The sequence below is a fragment of the Brassicibacter mesophilus genome (genome assembly GCF_050433385.1).
GTDB lineage: Bacteria > Bacillota > Clostridia > Tissierellales > Proteiniboraceae > Brassicibacter > Brassicibacter mesophilus.
On record NZ_JBNPXI010000018.1, the window covers coordinates 1 to 16,908 of the forward strand.

Annotated in this window: 18 protein-coding genes; all 18 read left to right on the forward strand. The window is 32.6% G+C overall.

Going from position 1 to position 16,908, the window contains the following annotated elements; translation table 11 throughout:
- The coding region (locus HNR33_RS16390; RefSeq protein ID WP_429085278.1) for a hypothetical protein at positions 1 to 585 on the forward strand (585 nt) is incomplete at its 5' end.
- Between the two features lie 396 nt (positions 586 to 981).
- A complete protein-coding gene (locus HNR33_RS16395; RefSeq protein ID WP_429085280.1) occupies positions 982 to 1,818 on the forward strand; it encodes a hypothetical protein in 837 nt (278 codons plus the stop codon).
- Positions 1,819 to 2,122: 304 nt separating this feature from the next.
- On the forward strand, positions 2,123 to 2,746 hold the full coding sequence (locus tag HNR33_RS16400) for an HAD-IA family hydrolase (RefSeq protein ID WP_429085282.1): 624 nt from the start codon (positions 2,123 to 2,125) through the stop codon (positions 2,744 to 2,746).
- A gap of 189 nt (positions 2,747 to 2,935) precedes the next feature.
- Positions 2,936 to 3,991 (forward strand): alpha/beta fold hydrolase, encoded by a 1,056-nt coding sequence (locus HNR33_RS16405; RefSeq protein WP_429085284.1) that lies wholly within the window; start codon positions 2,936 to 2,938, stop codon positions 3,989 to 3,991.
- Between the two features lie 298 nt (positions 3,992 to 4,289).
- Positions 4,290 to 4,733, forward strand: a complete 444-nt coding sequence (locus HNR33_RS16410) for an aminoacyl-tRNA deacylase (protein WP_429085286.1) — start codon at positions 4,290 to 4,292, stop codon at positions 4,731 to 4,733.
- Between the two features lie 350 nt (positions 4,734 to 5,083).
- Complete coding sequence (locus tag HNR33_RS16415; protein ID WP_429085288.1) at positions 5,084 to 5,509, forward strand: DUF3795 domain-containing protein; 426 nt, start codon at positions 5,084 to 5,086, stop codon at positions 5,507 to 5,509.
- Positions 5,510 to 5,994: 485 nt separating this feature from the next.
- Positions 5,995 to 6,579, forward strand: a complete 585-nt coding sequence (locus HNR33_RS16420) for a type 1 glutamine amidotransferase family protein (RefSeq protein WP_429085290.1) — start codon at positions 5,995 to 5,997, stop codon at positions 6,577 to 6,579.
- A gap of 335 nt (positions 6,580 to 6,914) precedes the next feature.
- Positions 6,915 to 7,124 carry a hypothetical protein gene (locus tag HNR33_RS16425; protein WP_429085292.1) on the forward strand — a complete coding sequence of 70 codons (210 nt, stop codon included), beginning with the start codon at positions 6,915 to 6,917 and terminating at the stop codon, positions 7,122 to 7,124.
- Positions 7,125 to 7,709: 585 nt separating this feature from the next.
- Complete coding sequence (locus tag HNR33_RS16430; protein WP_429085457.1) at positions 7,710 to 7,967, forward strand: DUF3788 family protein; 258 nt, start codon at positions 7,710 to 7,712, stop codon at positions 7,965 to 7,967.
- Between the two features lie 77 nt (positions 7,968 to 8,044).
- Entirely contained in the window at positions 8,045 to 8,464 is a 420-nt protein-coding gene (locus tag HNR33_RS16435) for a DUF3795 domain-containing protein (RefSeq protein WP_429085294.1), read from the forward strand.
- 262 nt (positions 8,465 to 8,726) lie between these two features.
- A complete protein-coding gene (locus tag HNR33_RS16440; RefSeq protein ID WP_429085296.1) occupies positions 8,727 to 9,323 on the forward strand; it encodes a hypothetical protein in 597 nt (198 codons plus the stop codon).
- A gap of 159 nt (positions 9,324 to 9,482) precedes the next feature.
- Positions 9,483 to 10,427 carry a hypothetical protein gene (locus HNR33_RS16445; RefSeq protein WP_429085297.1) on the forward strand — a complete coding sequence of 315 codons (945 nt, stop codon included), beginning with the start codon at positions 9,483 to 9,485 and terminating at the stop codon, positions 10,425 to 10,427.
- A gap of 273 nt (positions 10,428 to 10,700) precedes the next feature.
- Entirely contained in the window at positions 10,701 to 11,639 is a 939-nt protein-coding gene (locus HNR33_RS16450) for an alpha/beta hydrolase (protein WP_429085299.1), read from the forward strand.
- Positions 11,640 to 11,900: 261 nt separating this feature from the next.
- Positions 11,901 to 12,557: a zinc dependent phospholipase C family protein gene (locus tag HNR33_RS16455; RefSeq protein ID WP_429085301.1), complete on the forward strand. Its 657-nt coding sequence runs from the start codon at positions 11,901 to 11,903 to the stop codon at positions 12,555 to 12,557.
- Between the two features lie 198 nt (positions 12,558 to 12,755).
- Entirely contained in the window at positions 12,756 to 13,709 is a 954-nt protein-coding gene (locus tag HNR33_RS16460; protein WP_429085303.1) for an alpha/beta hydrolase, read from the forward strand.
- 417 nt (positions 13,710 to 14,126) lie between these two features.
- Positions 14,127 to 14,624, forward strand: coding sequence for a hypothetical protein (locus HNR33_RS16465; protein ID WP_429085305.1), 498 nt, complete (start codon positions 14,127 to 14,129; stop codon positions 14,622 to 14,624).
- Positions 14,625 to 15,039: 415 nt separating this feature from the next.
- Complete coding sequence (locus tag HNR33_RS16470) at positions 15,040 to 16,113, forward strand: serine hydrolase domain-containing protein (protein ID WP_429085306.1); 1,074 nt, start codon at positions 15,040 to 15,042, stop codon at positions 16,111 to 16,113.
- Between the two features lie 222 nt (positions 16,114 to 16,335).
- The gene (locus tag HNR33_RS16475) at positions 16,336 to 16,887 is read left to right on the forward strand and encodes a hypothetical protein (protein WP_429085307.1); all 552 of its coding nucleotides are present in this window, start codon (positions 16,336 to 16,338) and stop codon (positions 16,885 to 16,887) included.
- The last annotated feature ends 21 nt before the right edge of the window (positions 16,888 to 16,908 follow it).

Here is a 16,908-nt window from a genome sequence, read left to right on the forward strand (position 1 = left end):
ATCAAAACCATAAAGATTACATATCCAGATAACCCCACTATGCTGACAGGCCTGAAGGTCATGGCAATCGCCGAAATAGACCATGGCACCCTCGTCAACCAGGATGTTTTTTTGCGCTGTGATTACAGGGTATTGAAAAAAGATGAAACCGATGTGCTTTCCATCGTGCAGGATACGATAAAGCCTTTATCCGCAGATGTGCAGGATTTCATTCTGCAACTGCATCAGCGCTATCTAGATAAAGGACTTACCTGCGTTGTGGAAGTAAAAGGGTTTCATATCTATATCAAGTATTGTTATAAACGGAAAGATTTATGGGGAATTAACGCTTCTCTCAACAACGGCTATCATATCAATGTGAAATCGACAAAGACGCAGGAATACACTGATACCATCAAAACGTTTCCTCCAATTTTGCAGGAACTGATTGCAAAGGGATATGGCTGCGGCAGAAAAAGAGAAATCCGTCATTGTGATGGCGGTTGCCGTGGACTTCCCATATCGTTAGATGATTCTGTTTTAGATATACGAGATGACATTGAAACATGGTTTGATCAAGAATTGTCATGCTTGCAAAAGAAATAAACATTTTATTCATTGCGCCTTTCAAGCATAAGCACGACAAATTTCAATTTGTAGTTAAGATGATGAATAATGTTCAGTTGAGTTATTTTGTATTCTTTATAAAATGAAACATTAAAAAATAAAAAAGGTGATGTGGATATAATAGATTCGATGACACGGGACAGCAGATAACATAGTGTTTACGCAGGGGTGCTGGGGGCAAGGTCAGTAACCTTAATCCTAGAGCATAGGGAAGCCCGTCAGGCACCACATCCCTTCACCGGGAGCGGAGCTCCGCCAAGACGGTCTACCTTTAGGTCCGGTTCAGGGACGTCGTAAACACAGAGACGTTAGGTGCAATAATCTACTATTTTTAATTACCAAGCACAAATATCTAATTTAATTGGGGGGATTATTATGTTTAGAAGCATTTTTGAAACAAACGGTATAAATAACATGATGAAAATAGAAGATGATATCATTTATGTTTGTTCGGATAAAAACATCATAAAAGTTGATAAAAACACCACTAAAGTGATGGCTACAAAAGAAGTGTTTCCTAAGAATGGAAAGTCTAGAGATTTTATTATTGATGGTAAATTTATGTTTTTTAGGGAGTTTTGCACATGTTATAAGATTGATACTGATACTCTGACAATTATTAATGAATGGCAGCTTGGTAATGACTTGACCTCTGATATATGTGGTATTTGTTCTGATGATAGCAATCTTTATGCAGGAATAAGAAATGGTCCATTAGCAGTCATCAACAAAGAAACAAACCAGGTGAAATACTATAATGTTTCTGATAGCAGTATATGGACAATAAAATCAGAGGATTTCATATATGCAGGAAATGTAAATGGTGAATTGCTCAAAATTGATAAAACATCCTTTAAGTTGGTTCAACATACGAAAATACATAAGAAGAATTTAAAGAGCATGCTACTTACAAAAAACAACATATATACTGCATCACAGGATTTATCATTTGTAATTATGGATAAAGAAATTCGTAACAGTATTGACAGATATAAAAACTGTCATAAAAAAATGTTCTACCTAGTAGGAGCATGGAAAGATTACATCATTACTGCAAGTGTTCCGTGTGGCGAGATGAAAATTTGGGATACAGCTAATCATTCTTTGTATAGAACAATAGAAAAAGCAAGTTGGAATATGACTATAAATGATGATAATCTTTATTTAATGGATGGTGGAACAATATCATTTGTTGGCATAAATAAATTGTAAGGAGAGAATTATGTTTGTTAATAGTAATATATGAATATAGAGGCAATGAAAATATAGAGTCAGTGATAGTTAATAAAATAATAACATCTATGAGAGTTGAAAATAATTTATGGCTAATGGGAACTTCCGTAGATTACAGCACCTAACAATATATTTCCGTTCGCTACGCACATTCCTTTACCGGGTGCAAGCACCGCCAGGAAGAAGTGCTCTGCGGGTCTCCGGTTCAGTGACGTCGTAAATACGGAACGTTAGTTGATATCCCCACTCTAGAGTAAAATTCAAAACAAGGAGAGAACACAAATTGTACGAGCATATTATTTGGGATTTTGATGGAACATTATTTAATACTTACCCTGTTATGACTAAGTCATTTATTAGAGCATTAAAAGATGAGGGTATTAATGAATCTACTGAAAGAGTTATGTCATTAATGAAAGTATCTGCAACTCACTTAATTGAGTACTGTCAAAACAAATATGAGATAAGTGAAGAATTTATAACCAGATATAATTCTTATAGAAAAGAAGACGAAAAAAATCATATTAAACCATTCTTGGATATTGAAGACATATGTAAAAGAATTTCATTAGAGAAAAGAAATAATTATTTATTTACACACAGAGGAAAATCAGCTATAGATTTTTTGAAGAAATTTGAGATATATGGATATTTTAGTGATCTTATAACAAAAGAAAATAACTTTAAAAGAAAACCAGATCCAGAAGCCATTTTATATCTTATAGATAAGTACCATATCAGAAAACATGAAGCTTTAATGATAGGTGATAGGGATATAGATTTATTATCTGCAAAGAATGCTGGAATTGATGCTTGTTTCTTTTCAAATCAAAAGGTTAGCGATAGTAAAATTGCTGATTATACAATAACTAACTTTATAGAACTATTAAATATTATTGGTATTTAGAAGAATAAACTGTTTCTGGCTTGATGGTTGTTTCCGAGTGGAGACATCACCTAATAAAGCACTCCAGTTCCCTTCACACACTTTCTCATACTTCGAAAGCGTCTGAAGTGCAAGACGTTATAAGATATTGCCCTATCATATCGGAGTATTTCTTCAGGGTCAAAACATAAAATGGGAGGCAATCATATTATGGTATTAAAACACAAGAAAAAAATAATATTAATTATTATACTACTTTTAGGTTTTATTTTTTTCCCTACTTATACACCTAAGATAAGAGATACTAATTTTAGAGTAGTAAAGAATAGTATTGCTGAGCTATCCTCAATTAAAATTGGAGGCATTAATCAAAGCATTATGATAAGAGGTGTAAATAGAGATAATCCTATAATATTGTTTCTTCATGGTGGGCCTGGTTATCCGTTTATGAGTTATGCTAGAAGATTTCAAAGTCAACTGGAACAAAATTTTGTGGTGGTCAATTGGGATCAAAGAGGTTCAGGGAAATCATTTTCAACTAATATTAATAGAGAGACTATGAATCAAAAACAATTAGAAAATGATACGTTAGAATTAATAGATTATTTATGTGACAGGTTTGATAAAGAAAAAGTGTACATAGTTGGACATTCTTGGGGAACAGTGTTAGGAATAGAAACAATTAAAAATGCACCTGAAAAAGTAATTGCTTATGTTGGCATAGGACAAGTCGTAGATGATGTTGAAGGAGAAAAGTTATCATATAATTATGTAGTTAAAAAAGCTCTTGAAGAAGATAATAAAAAAGCTCTTAAAGAATTAAAAGCGATAGGTGAACCACCGTACAAAAATAGTAAAATAGATACATTTGTTCAGAGAAAGTGGTTGAAAGAATATGGTGGATTTGAATTAGAAGTAATTACATTAAATGAAATAATAAAAGGAATAGTAATCTCACCAGAATATTCTTGGATTGATGGTATTAAGTTTTTGCAAGGCAACAGATTTTCAATAGAAACATTATTTACTAATCGTGAAAAAGCTGATTTTAGAGAAAAGTATAAAGAGTTTGATGTACCAGTTTATTTTTGTGCAGGACGATATGATTATAACACACCATCAGTATTAGTTGAGGAATTCTTTAACAATATACAAGCACCAAAAAAGAATTTTTATTGGTTTGAAGAGTCTGCACATGAACCTCATCTAGTTGAAGAAAAAAAATTTGCTGAGATTATGATGGAGATATATAAAGAAACAAAATAATATGTCAAGATTGAGAAAAATGCAAGCCGGATGAATGATTGGACAACAGCACCTAACAAAATATTTCCGTTCGCTACGCTCATCTCTTCACCGGGTGCAAGCACCACCAGGAAGAAGGGCGTTGAGGGTTCGATTCAGAGACGTCAGAAATACGAAACGTTAAGTGAAATCCTATGAAAGAAAGTGGTAATCAAAAGTAATTATATTGTTTAACTGATTTGTAGTAGCTGATTATTAAGACTATAGTCTGGATTACTGAAATAGATTTGAAGAATATTATAAGTTAAGAGGTGAAAATATGGAAAAATTGATATCATTATTAAATAGAAGTAAATTTGACTATGAATTAATTAAACATGAAAATACTATTCATTCAGCGCAAGAAGGAGCAAATTATTTTGGTATAGAAATAGGGCAAACTGCTCCAACATTGATTTTATCAACAGATAAAGGATTTATTGCATTAATTGTATCTGGGAATAAAGGTAGAATTAATTTTAATGAGTTAGGAGAAAAATTAGGTTTAAATATAAAAGGTTTAGCTAAAAAAAGTGAAGTTGAAGAAGTAACTGGTTTTAGCATTGGAACAGTTCCTTTAGTAGGGTACAATCTACCAACTATAATAGATTCTGATCTATTCCAGTATACATATGTTTATGGTGGAATAGGAAATAACAACTGTACTTTGAAAATTAATCCTAAAGCATTAAAAGAACTAAATGATGTAATTGCACAAATTTAGGAATTAGAATTGGTAATGACATCTTATATAGAGCTTTTTCTTAGCTCTAGGTATGTAATTTATATATGGTAGAATAGCTAAAAATTAAAGAGAAGTTTTAGGTTTAGTGCTAACGAGAGCGTAGTTGTAGTCGGACTTTACTTAACAATGCACTACCATTTGTGCGGTAGAGAAGGGCAATGGAGTAGCACCGCACACATTCCACCCACTAAGCGAAGTCGCGCTAAGTGGCTGAAACGTCGACAGTGCGAGCCGTTAGCTGACAGTGCGTACTAGTTACAAAATTGCAAATTAAAGATTATTTATATAATCTTATAAGATAAAAAGGAATTTAACAGGAGGATGTACAAGTGAAAAACTTCAAGAGGTGTAATACTTTATTCTCACTTTGCGGTTTAAACTGTGGACTGTGTTCAATGCATTTGGGTAATTATTGTCCTGGTTGTGGAGGTGGAGAAGGAAATCAATCATGTGTAATTGCAAGGTGCAGCCAAGAACGTGGTGGAATTGAATACTGCTATTTGTGTGATGAGTATCCTTGTGAAAAATATGATGGTATAGATGAGTTTGACTCGTTTATTACTCATCGTAATCAGTTAAAGGATTTTGATAAAGTTCAGAAAATAGGAATAGATGTCTATCAATCTGAACTTGATGAGAAAATAGAAATTTTAAAATATTTATTGGCGAACTTTAACGATGGGCGACGAAAAAGTTTTTTCTGTATAGCTGTTAATCTTCTGGAATTAAAAGATGTAAAAGCTGTAGTGGAGTAAATTGCATCTGAAACAGGATCAGACAATCTAACACTAAAAGAAAAAGCTACCCTTGCAACAAATCTGTTCAAAACTATGGCAGTGAAACGGAGTATTTTGTTAAAGCTTAATAAGAAAACAAGCAAGAAGAAGTAGCTAAATTCTAATTTCAAGTTGAGATTATATGAATAATGTGTAGTTGAATTGTTTTGTATTCTTCATATATCTCAAGAATAAAATATTGAACTGGAGATAACGGTAGCTTCCATACGCAACATCATCTAACAAAATGCTACCAACATGCACAAAAAAGCGGAATGATGTGCACGTCAGCAGCATCAAGACGTTATGTGCAATGGCAATATCGGTGCTGGGCTTCGAAGTCATAATTTGAAGGCTTTGCTATTTAAGCAGAAATTTGTTTACTTTTTTTAGTAGGATTAAGCGTTGCTTCTGTAATTAATGGCGAATTAATAATATTGGTATGATATTGAAGGGGGATAATTATGTCGAACAACAAAAATGAGGTATTATTTTTATTAACAGATCGTTGGTGTGATTGGGAAGCAGGTTATGCTATTGCAGTTGCAAATTCTTTTTCAAACTATATGGTAAAAACTATTTCCATTGATACCATTCCAAAAGTATCGATGGGTGGTATTAAAGCAGAAGTTGATTATTGTATAGGTAATTATCAAAATTTTGATAACCTTGCTATGATTATTCTGCCTGGAGGTCTTTCTTGGGAAGAAAACGATTATGATGAAATTGCAGAATTTATTCAAAGTGCTGTAAAGTTAGATATTCCTATTGCCGCCATATGTGGAGCAACTCTTTTTTTATGCAAGCATGGCTTCCTTGACAAGGTAAAACATACAGGAGATTCTTTAGAGTTGTTTCAAAAGCAAAAAAATTACAATGGGCAATCACTTTATGTGCCTGCTCAAGTAGTCGTTGATAAGTGTTTTATCACAGCAAATGAAACCGCCGCTGTCGAATTTGCTTATCACATATTTAAAATACTAAAAATAGATAGCGATGAAGAAATCGATCAATGGTATGACAACTTTAAAAATGGTGCCATCCGTTAGATTGTGCACAAAATCTAACGGTAGAATGTCTCGCAAATTTCTACTATCTAGCAACAAATCATTACAATAAAGGTGGTTAGGCAATTGCCACAGAACATAACAAGGGATTTGAGTTCGTAGCGGTAGGATCGAGCCTTCGGAGTAGGTTGCTACACACCTTTTTGCCACTTAACCGGGCGCAAAGGCGTCTCAAATCTAAAACGTTAGATGACATAGGCTGCAAAAGGTCGTATATTATGGTCAGATTATAGGTGGGCAATTCTCTGGAGCTTACCAAAATGCTATAATGCTATATAAAATAAAAGTTAATTTTTTATTGTGGGAGGATTAATATTATGGAACTTGATAATATAAAAAAACACTGTGAAAGACTTGTGAAGCAAATTGACCTTTTTGTAGGAAAAGGTAAGGGAAAAGAGATTCTTGCAGATTTTTTAAGTGGTAGACCTCGAATTGGAAGAAAGGTAGAATTTATAGATGGAAAACTAATTACTTATATGGGAGTTAAAAATTCTTGTGGTTGCTTTGCAGTTAAAGGTGGATGAGATAAACCAGAATCAACCACTTGGTGTAGGTGTTGTCAAGGAACGTTATACAGCGTTTATCAATTTGTATTTCCCAATAAGGTTTGCCATATGGATATAATTGAGACCCATGCTACAGGTGGACGTGATTGTGTATTTTCTACTTGGTATTCAGAAACATAAACTTGTAAAAATTCTAAAATACATGTGCATGTTCAAGTTATTGATATTAGTGAGATTGTGAAGAAAAGCATCGTGATGATTTCCCCGGAAAGGAACCTACATTATCTAACAATATATCTGTGCAAGGGAGCTCCAGGGAGGAAAAGTCTAGGTCAGTGAGCGCTACACCTTCTTACTGGGAGCGAAGTTCCGCCAAGGAAGTATTCCTTTAGAGTCCAGTTCGAAGGCGTCGTAAACACGGTCACATTATGTGAAATTCCCTGTTCGTGTTGCAGCGTTATATCACATATTTATAGAGTGTTGCCTTAAATATTCCGAATAGTACAAAAAAAGAGGAGATTTCGTAATGAGTGAATAATTCCTACTGTAGAACAAATTGAATCTCTATTAGGAGAGACTGCAATGGAAGCTTAGAATGAACTTATTGAATTTATAGAGTTAAATCATGAAATTACCCCAGTATGGGATGAAGGGAGAAAGTGTGGGATTTGGGAAGTAAAGTATCGTAGAAGCGGGAAACCGCTATGTGCTTTTCATACAAAAAATGGACAGTTTACTGCACTTGTTATATCGAGGAAGGCAGAAAGAGAAAATTTTGAGTTATCGTATAAAGAATTTTCTTCTGAAATTATTGAGTTGTACACTAGTATTCGTCAGTATCATGATGGTAAATGGTTATGAATTAATGTTTTTGATATGAATTTAGTTGAAGATGTAAAGAGATTGATAATAATTAAGAAAAAACCAAAAAGAAAGGTATGAGATTAATAATGGAGAAAATAACAATGTGTGGGTACAGGTGTGATTTGTGTAAAGCTTATGTTCCTAATATAAAAGATAACGATGAAAGAGAAATGTTAAGTAATGTTTGGAATAAATATTATGATCTTAATATATCAGCAGAGGAAATATATTGCGATGGATGTAGATGTAGTAAAGAGAATGCTAAACGTATAGATATGAATTGCCCAGTTCGCAAGTGTGTAATTGAAAAACAAGTTGATAATTGCGGGGAATGTATTGAGTTTCCATGTGAAATTTTTAATGAACGAAAAGGTCTTTCATTTCAAGAAGCAAAAGAAAAACTGGGAAGTACCTTCTGCGAAGACGAATATAATAATTATTTATTAGCTTATGATAATATGACTAGATTAAAGGAATATAAAAAGAATAAATAATAAAATTTATACGATAGAAGTTGGACAGCCTTTATAGAATCAAGTTTTGCAGCCAGGGAACTTCACATAACATCGCATGGGAGTTCGTACTGGAGAGGATCAAGCTCTGGAGTAGACCAGCATACATTTCAAAGACTAATCTAGGTCTGGCTAAGTAAGCTTTTAAAGCGTTTCCCATGCAGAAAGTTATGTGAAATTATCGCTATATTTCAGAGTAATACTTTGGGGTCTTTTTAGAATTGGGTTATTTGGAGGGATTGTTATGAAGAAGATAATTTGTCTTATTCTAATTACATCATTCTTAATAGTAGGATGTACTAAAGAGAGCAATGCTTACGAGAATTATGTTAAAGTGGAGCCAAGTAAGCTTTTCGAAGGTGATGCCATAAAATTAGCACCTCATTTTGATATGATAACAGGAAGTGCAAAGGTTAAATACATAGGGAATAAAAAGAGTATATGCCTTAAATACGAGATATGGGAAAATGGAAGGATAAAAGAATCTCATAATGCAAGTTCAAAGTTTGTTGATAATAATAAATTCGATGGTGAAGTGAGTATTTCTTTGAAAGAAATCACTGGAACTGATTTAGAAAGATCAAATTTTATGATAATGAAAACCGTTATTAGTGAAGATAATGGTTACATCGGTTCCACAAAATATATAGATAGATTTGATGAAGACTGTAGTTATGGACCTATTGAGATATATGAAGAACTCAATGTAACTGATGATGAAGAGATTATCGTATGGGGTCTGACTGCACAAAAAGGTTCTTATATTAGTACTGGAGGAAGTATAGAGGATGAAGTAAAAGCATCAGATTGGGGGCTAATATTAAAGGTATTTTTTGAGTAAGTTAGCTTAGGTGTCTAGGCTTATGTAGATAACTTGACATAATACACTATTTTCAAACAGCGGGAACGTTAGATGACATAGTTTTTTTGCTAGGTCTGAAAGTTTATAGGAGGAATATTCAGAAACATCTGCTAATGGCCTACAGGAGGGGTAGTAAAAGTGCATAAAAGCATAAAAAATACAACTATATTTGGTATTATTTGTTTTTTAATCGCAGGTATTATATATAGATGTTATTCTCTATCTAACAAGAATTTAGAAACAGTAATTATAAAAGAAGAATATAAGAAACCACAAAATATCAATAAAATAAAGAGTAAAAATAATTTTAATGATATGAATGAGAATGAAGTAAACAAGAGAGTGATATTTAGTGATACAGAGAATATGTTATATATTGAAAACGAATCCTTATATCTAGGGTATAAGGATAATAATAGCAAAATTTTAATTAAGAAGAACATATGTTATGATAAAATGCCACAATTTAATATTTTGTACGAAGATAATCATTCTAAATATATTGTGGTATATTACTCGATTATTTATTGTGGAGGACCAGGTCAATGGATACCATTCCATATTATTAGATGTGATAAAAAAGAACGCAATATGGAAGTAGTTTTTGAAGAAGATAATATACTAGTAGGTTGTAAATTTGATAATGAGCAACTAATAATTTTAATTCAAGATTCATTAGAAGTAGTAATTGATGTAAATGATGTTATTAAGAATTTAAGTGAATGTAAGAAGGAAGAGCTTTTAACAGGAAAGAATATAAGTGTAGCAAATACATGTATGTTAGAAATAAAAGATTTTAAAGGTAATGGTACTAATCAATTAATGCTTAGGTTATGGGTAAAAGATTATAACTTATCTTTGGAGTTAGGATACATATACCTAATTCTAGAAGTAGACGATGATAAAATCAAAATTATTAAAGGGTTTGAAGCTGATTTAAATAATGAAGTAATTAATTCTATAGGAGAAAATACATATTATTATATATCTAAAGAAAATAAGGATGAGGGAATACAACAATTAACGAATAAAGGAATAGTAAAGGAACAGGATGGAAGAATACAGCTATTTTTTGAGGAATAAAAAATCTACATCATCTAATAGTAGATTGGCAGACATTTCTTCACCAGGAGCAAAGCTCCGCCATAGAGAAGAGCTTCGGGAGTCCGGTTCAGAGACATTGCTAATCCGAAGCGTTAGGCGACAGAATTAACTATGTTTTGCATGACTGAACTATTTTTAGTGATATAAGCATAGCGGAGAGCAAAAATTAGCAAAATAAAAAGCGTGTAAGGAGAAATTATGAATACACTTTCTAAAAATAGCAAAAGAAAAAAATTAAAGCGATATATCTTAATGAGTATCTTTTTATTGATTTTATCTATTGCTGTATATAATCAAATATTAATAAAAGTAGAAGAACATAAGTTTAATCCCCCTGGAAAGCTTATAGAAATAGATGGGCATAAAATGCATATTTATAGTATTGGTGATATCAATAGCTCACCTACAATAGTTATGACTTGTGGTAGTGGTACACCATCAGCCTATACTGAATTCTCAAATATTCAATCAAAGCTGTCTACTATAACTCGAACCAGTGTATATGAAAGACCAGGTTATGGGTGGAGTGAGCAATCATCTACTTCAAGAGATACTGAACAAATAGTAGAAGATTTGCGCAGACTACTTAATAAATCAGGAGAAAAACCACCATACTTGTTTGTAGCTCATTCAATGGGTGCTATGGAGGTGTTGCTTTATACACATAAGTATCCAGATGAGGTAGAGGGTATAGTTTTAGTTGATGGGACAAGTCCATATAAACACCTTTATCATTCTGAGGCTTCAATTTCTGATTTTGAAGTTCAAGGGATAAAAGTATTAAATAAAATAGGGTTTTTAAGGATAGTTTTAGATTCTGAATTAATACCAATGTTAAATAATAGGTTAAATAGTATGAATAAAGAAGTAAAATCAATTGATAAAGCCATGACGTACAAAAACATATTAAACGACATGGTTATAAAGGAAGGTTATTCACTGAAAGCAACTGCTGAAAAAATGTATGGTCAATTAGATTTTGGGGATACACCATTAGTGTTATTTGCTGCTGATAAATCTATGCAAGAATTACCTGGGTGGGAAATGTCACAAAATAGTTTGTTAAAGCTTTCAAATAATAGTAAATTAATTATTGTTGAAAATACAGATCACCTTTCTATATTACATGATAGCACAGAGAAAATCGAAAATATCATTGAAGAAATGATTATAAAAATCAGAAATAAATAGAATTGAAAGATATTGATGATATAATACACGCAAACCATTACATCCTTCCGCTGGGTACAAGCACCACCAAGGAGGCATTTCTTTTGGACACAGATCAAGGACGTCGCAAACACGAACTGCTAGGCGCAATGACAATATGGAGGTAGAGCTTCAAAGTCCTAATTCTGAAATTTCTACAATAAACATACTTTAAAAATTCGCCTTAGTATTATTTTGTGAATTAATATTATTTAAATTTAGGTAAGATGGGGGATAGAAAAAATGCCTTTTGCAATGACTCATTTATATATTGCACATAACATATTAAGTAATACACCACAAATAAAGAAACCTTGTGACTTCATGCTTGGTGCGCTTGCACCTGATTCAGTTCATTTTAGGGATAATTATAATAGTGACATGAAAAAGAAAAGTCATTTATGTGTTGGAGATGAAAAATGGGGAAGGATTACAAATAATCAAGAATGGATACAAAATGTAATTGCTTTTTTACAGAAAAATAAGTATCTGGAAGAAGTCGATTTTATTTATGGATATTGTTGTCATATACTTGCCGATATACAGAACAACATAAAAATCTGGACACCATTCTTATTAGAAAATAGAGAAGGCTTAGAAAAAGGTATTGGGAGTATTTATCATGAAGAATCATATGCTATGGATTATGCACTATACTTATTGAATTTCCAACAAAAAGAAATATGGGAAATTCTTGAGGATTCAATCGGATATGATATTCCAAATGTTGTAGTGGCTGATGAAATAAATAAAATGAAACATTCTATTTTATATAGTCAATTTCTAAACAGGGAATATGTAGACGTATCCTTTAATAAATATGTTACGCTTTCTAATATACGAGAATTTATTACCTCAGAATCTCAGTATATTAAAGAGCTTTTATACGAAAACGATTAGCTATATGTCCTTTTCGCTTTCGCTATTTGACAGAGCTCAAAGGCGTCCCAAATTCAAAACGTTACAAAACAGACCGAACAATTGAGGCGACATCCTGATGTGGTTTATGAGTGGGTTAGGCTTTACAGAATATTGATTTTCATTGGTTATAAGCTACGAATTAACGAATATCTATATAATCTATGTTGAGCGGGAGGGGTGATTGACATAAAAAAGAAATCTATAAAAACATTAATATTAGGCTTGGCAATCCTAATGGCGTCTATCAGTTTATGCGGTTTTTTACTCGCATATTTACCTTCTCAAATGTCTGAAAATCGTACGAATGAAATTGTAGATTTGTATTTTAAAGACGCCGGATATTCTCTCGATTCATTCAATAAGAAATGGAAATCTAAAGTAGAACAATATGCCTTGACTTCAACTCAAGGACATATTATTCCGGTTACATATATATGCGCGAAGGGAAACTATGAAAATAATACGATAATTCTTGTTCATTGGCATGAATCAAACCATGTAGCAATGTATCCGATAGCTGAGATATTTTTAGATCAAGGTTGGAATGTGGTTCTGTATGACCAGCGTGCGCATGGAAAGAATACCGCCAATACTGTTACTTTTGGATACCTTGAAAGCCTTGATTTACGGGATGTGGTTGATTTTACATATCAAAAATCAAACGGTTCAATGATTGGGGCTTTGGGACAATCTATGGGAGCAGCTACTATTGGCTATTATTTAGGAACAGAACACTCAAGTCAGTATTTAAACTTTGCTGTAATTGACAGTGCATTTAGCGGAATGCATGAGGAAATATATTGGGAAATTTCAAAAGCAAAGGTCCCGCTTCCTTCAAAAGCACTGACTAATCTTGGAAGTGAATTTTGCAAGTTTATATATGGTTACAGGTATTCAGATGTTAATATAGTCAAACAAATAGGTGCCAGCAGTATCCCTACTCTTGTTATGCATAGCAAAAAAGACAATAAATGTTCTTATTATATGGGTGAGGAACTCTATGCAAGCATTCCTCATTTAAACAAAAGGCTTATTACATTTGAAAGCTCTGAACACCTTTTTTCATTTTGGGATGAGAAGAGACGCTATATAGACGAAGTACGTTTGTTCACTGATGAATTTTCAAAATAAGATTATTAGCATAGTGTGTAGCTGAATTATTTCATATTCTTGTTATAATGCGAATAATAGGAAATTCAAGACCGCAGCATCCTTGATATTCTTGTCTTTGCAGGTCTCGGTCCGTCGTGTAACAATGTTTCTGCGCAAGGGTGCAGGAAGCAAGGCAAGTAGTAGAACTCTGTAAGATGAGCATGAAGCCTGACGCGCCACATCCCTTTACCGAGAGTAAAGCCTCGCTGAGTGGGCATTCCCCCTTAGGGGTTGATTCAGAGGCGTCGAAAATACTGGTTCGTTACACGACAGAACCAGAAATTTACGCGTTGCCTTAGCTGAATATATTTTGGTCTGGATTTTATAAGAGATTAAAAAATTTTAAAAAGAGTTTATTTTATATCACAACAAATTAAATTTTAGGAGGTGAATTAAATGGAGAGTATTTATGGTGAAATCAAGATAGTTACAGTGCCAAAGATGAGAATTGCAAGATATGTTATTATTAGTGCCAATCCAGAGCATGATGCAATTTCTTACATGGATAACTGGGCAAAAAATAGTGGGTTATTAGATTTGAAGGATTACAAGCCAAGGAGAATAGGATGGGATTTTCCGTTTATATCTAAGCAACAAGCAGAACAGTTTGGACTTCGTGGTTATGTAAGTGCATATATTATTCCTGAGGGTTTTGAAGCAAAATGTGATGGAGTTGAGATTACATACATAAATGAAGATGCTTATGCAACGTTAAAGGTAACTGATCCCCATAGTAATTCATTTGTTAAAATACCAAAAGGATACGAAATACTTATGGAGTTCGTAAATAGTGGAAAATATAAAACTACTACATGGGAAAATAGAATTGCTTTTGAAGAAGAGTATGATTTAAATGGTGTCCATTATATGGATATATACATTCCTATTTTTTAATCATAGTTTCATGGTCGCTATATTTTTTCAAAAAATCCCAAGTTGATTTAACATTAAATAAGATAAAGAGGGAGTTAAAATATGTGGAATGATTTCCATAGGAGTATTTGGTATTAATGATCCAACATATTTGGATGCCTTGAAAAATCGAGAGCAAGTTGAAGACAAAACGTTTTTTATCCCTGAAAAAGAGAAATCATCGAATATATAAGTAAAAAAATAAGGTAACTTTTGAATCATCGTATAACAATCTCCATCCGTTTGGGCGTATAGAGCTCTACGACAAATCTATCACACACATCTTCACCTGGTGCAAGCACCGCTTGCCAAGAATGGGTCTGTGGGCTAAGTTTAGAGGGTTCGGAGATGTTAAGCGTTATACGAAATGCTAAGAATAAAAGAGGGGGAAGTAAATATGTTTAAAGAAGAACTTATAAGATTACTTGGTAAAAAAAGTAATAATAATGAATTTAGTGGCGTTGTTTTAATAAAAAAAGGAGATGAAGAAATATTTTCTGGGTCATATGGATATGCAAATAGAAGTTGGCGCATTAAAAATTCACTAGAAACACGGTTCAGAATAGGTTCTATATCAAAAATGTTTACAGCATTAGCTATTATGCAACTAATAGAAAAGGGCAAATTTGATCTTGACACAAGTATTGTTAAGTACCTTAGCTTAGAGGATACAAAAATACCTGAAGAAGTAACTATACATAGTTTGTTAACACATACATCAGGTATATCTGATTATTTCGATGAAAATGGAAGTGATGATGAATGGGAGAAACTTTGGTCTGAAAAACCTATTTATACTGTTAAGACCTTATCTGATTATATTCAACTATTTGCTTATGATGAACCTAAGTACAAAGTAGGAGAAAAGTTCCAATATAATGGAGCTGGGTATATTTTACTAGGGCTTGTTATAGAGAAAGCATCAGGAGTAACATACTTTGATTATGTAAGAAAGAACATATTTTCCAAACTAAACATGAAGAATACAGATTTTATAAGCTTGGACGAAGTATATGACAATGTTGCAGAAGGATATGAGCCTGTAGAAGATAAAGAAGGTAACATAATTCTTTGGAAGAGAAATATTTACACAGCGACTCCTACAGCGGCTTCTGATGGTGGAGCAACATCAACTGCATCTGACCTTATACATTTTATACAATCTTTAAGAAGTAGAGAAATACTAGGAGAAGATATGACTAAGAAGATTCTAACACCACATGTATTGGATGAAGGTTCAAACGGCTTCAGAGATTATATTTGGAAATATGGATATGCAAATTGGTTTATTTTAGACAAAGACAACAATGTAATTCGTGGAGGACATACTGGAGAAGAATATGGAGTTAGTTGTAGATTATATTATTATCCATCCCTTAATATCGATGTTGCAATATTAGGAAATCAAGGTTGGTGTGCAGGTTCTTTAGGATGGGATATTCACGATATGATTATAAAAAGTAGGTTATAAAGCACTTCATATAACAGAGAAGTCCTAATATTTTACTGAAAACATGTAAAATATTGGGGCTTCTTGAAGCGTTATAGGAAATGATAATATTGGGGTTGTATTTGAGGTATTTTTTGATAAAAGAGCATTGCAAAGATAGAGAATATATCCTAGAAGTTATTCATGACATATTTGTTGAATTAAGAGAAGTAAACAAAATTCATAATTTGTGGGGGTTATTTTGTGAAGAGCAAGAAGTTGACTTTTTCAATACTTTCAATTTTTATTCTGATAGTGTGCATTTTCATATTAAATATGTCTCGTCCCCAAAATGATATTGCTTCAATGGAAAAAATGATTTCAAAACAGATTAAAGCTAAAGAAACAGTTATCGCATATAACATGGATGTTGTTGATGATTATAGATTAGTTGGCTATTTAATAGAAGATGAACAGAAATATGAAGAATTTGGCTTTGCTCTTTTTGAAATGAATAAAAAAGGCAACTATAAACTTGTTAATGTTATTGATCCAGACAAAATTGCTAAAGAAATAGATGATATTATAGTGTATGAGTTTTCTCAGTTTAAATTAGGAGATTTTTCACAGCCTAGACAATTAGTTATCATCAGTAATAATTCTCAGCTTGCTAGGATAGAACGAATAAATGAAAATGGAGAAATACAAATAAAAGAAGTTACTAATAATCCATCTATTAGCTTTTTTGAGGATTTGGATGGTGGACTTGATGCGAAATACAACTTTTATGATAAGGGTAGAAACATTATTAAATAGAAACGCGAAATAGCAGTATAT